The sequence below is a fragment of the Mycoplasmopsis iners ATCC 19705 genome, assembly GCF_000701805.1.
Taxonomy (GTDB): Bacteria; Bacillota_I; Bacilli_A; order Mycoplasmatales; family Metamycoplasmataceae; genus Mycoplasmopsis; species Mycoplasmopsis iners.
In genome coordinates this window covers 1-1,345 of record NZ_JNJW01000027.1, presented here as the reverse complement: position 1 = coordinate 1,345, position 1,345 = coordinate 1, and the positions used below count along the sequence as shown (strand labels likewise).

Annotated in this window: 1 protein-coding gene; it reads right to left on the bottom strand. The window is 27.7% G+C overall.

Features of this window, described 5'->3' with window-relative positions:
- A partial coding sequence (locus tag T395_RS0103145) for an IS1634 family transposase (protein WP_036458533.1) occupies positions 1-1,232 on the bottom strand: 1,232 nt, incomplete at its 3' end.
- Positions 1,233-1,345 lie beyond the last annotated feature (113 nt).

Genomic DNA, 1,345 nt, shown 5'->3' with positions numbered 1-1,345 from the left:
ATTTTTTCTATGTCGAGTTCATAATATCCCGATTCATTAACAGGTTTAAAGAATTTATATTTCTTGTTTCCCGCCATATCTTCATAAGACACTTTTCCATTTTTGGCTTTTTTAAGGAAATTATTGATTAAAATTTTTCTATCTTCAGCGTCCTTTTTTGCTCTCTTCGCACTAAAAGTAATAATTCTTTTTCTAATCTTTCCGTTGTTTCTACCATTTCTATAAAATGAAGCAATTTCTTGTGTTTTGTACATTAAACCGGTTTCAGAACGAACATAATCTTCTTGATTTAAAACAAATTCTTTAAATTGTTTGCTTCCTTTTTTCATACGGTAAGAAATAATGAAGCTTAGCCCTTTATCTTCTAAAAATCTAATGTTTTTGTTTACAGACATTCCCTTATCAGCAACTATTGTAACATGTTGGATCTTGTAAAGTTTTTGCACTTCCAAAACAAAATGAATAAATGTGTTTGCATCAGCGGTGTTACCTGGAAAAACTTTGTAGTGAATTGGAATTCCATTCTTATCAGTTGCTAACCCAATTACTATTTGGTCTTCTTTAAATTTGCCATCTTTTGAATAACCTGGTTTTTTAAACCCTTCGCGACTAAATGTCTCAAAATAAGTTGTTGTAGAGTCAAATCACATTATTTCAACATCTCTTTTATGTTCGTTTACAAGAACAGAATTTATGTTTTGTAAAATTTGTTCTCTATTTTCAGCTATGTAATCTAAAGATCTATAAAAAGCATTTTTTGAATAAACATTTTCTTGTTCTTTTTTCATACTATTAAAAGTTGCTCAAACACTTAACGGTTGTTTTAATCTTTGGTAGATTTGTTGCATAACAACTTCATTTAAGCTTATTGATTTTGTCTTATTACAGTTTTTGAAAATATCAAAATAGCCAACTAATGAATTAACAAGTTCATACCCTTTAAACCTTTTGCTATATTCAACAAGATCATTTTTATTGTTTTTTAACTCTTTTTGAATAATTTTAATGATTTCATCTTTAGGTTTTGATAGCGGTATGTCTTTAATAAGCATTTTGATTTTTTCAATTGAATTTTTTTGATATTTTTCAAAGTCATGTTCATAACCAATGCCAAATCTTACTTCGTAGCCTGTACCTTTGGGTTTTCTATAACCAACCTGAATATATTTACCTGATTTTTGGTTTGAAACACATAATATTCATTTTCTTTTATCTTCTTTTTTGGTTTTCATAACTGTATTATACCATACTTTACCTAGTAAATTACTAGTTTTTTTACATATTTATTTATAAATATGTATGTGTAAAAAAAGCATAAAAAAACCCGCAAGTGGGAAATGCGGGA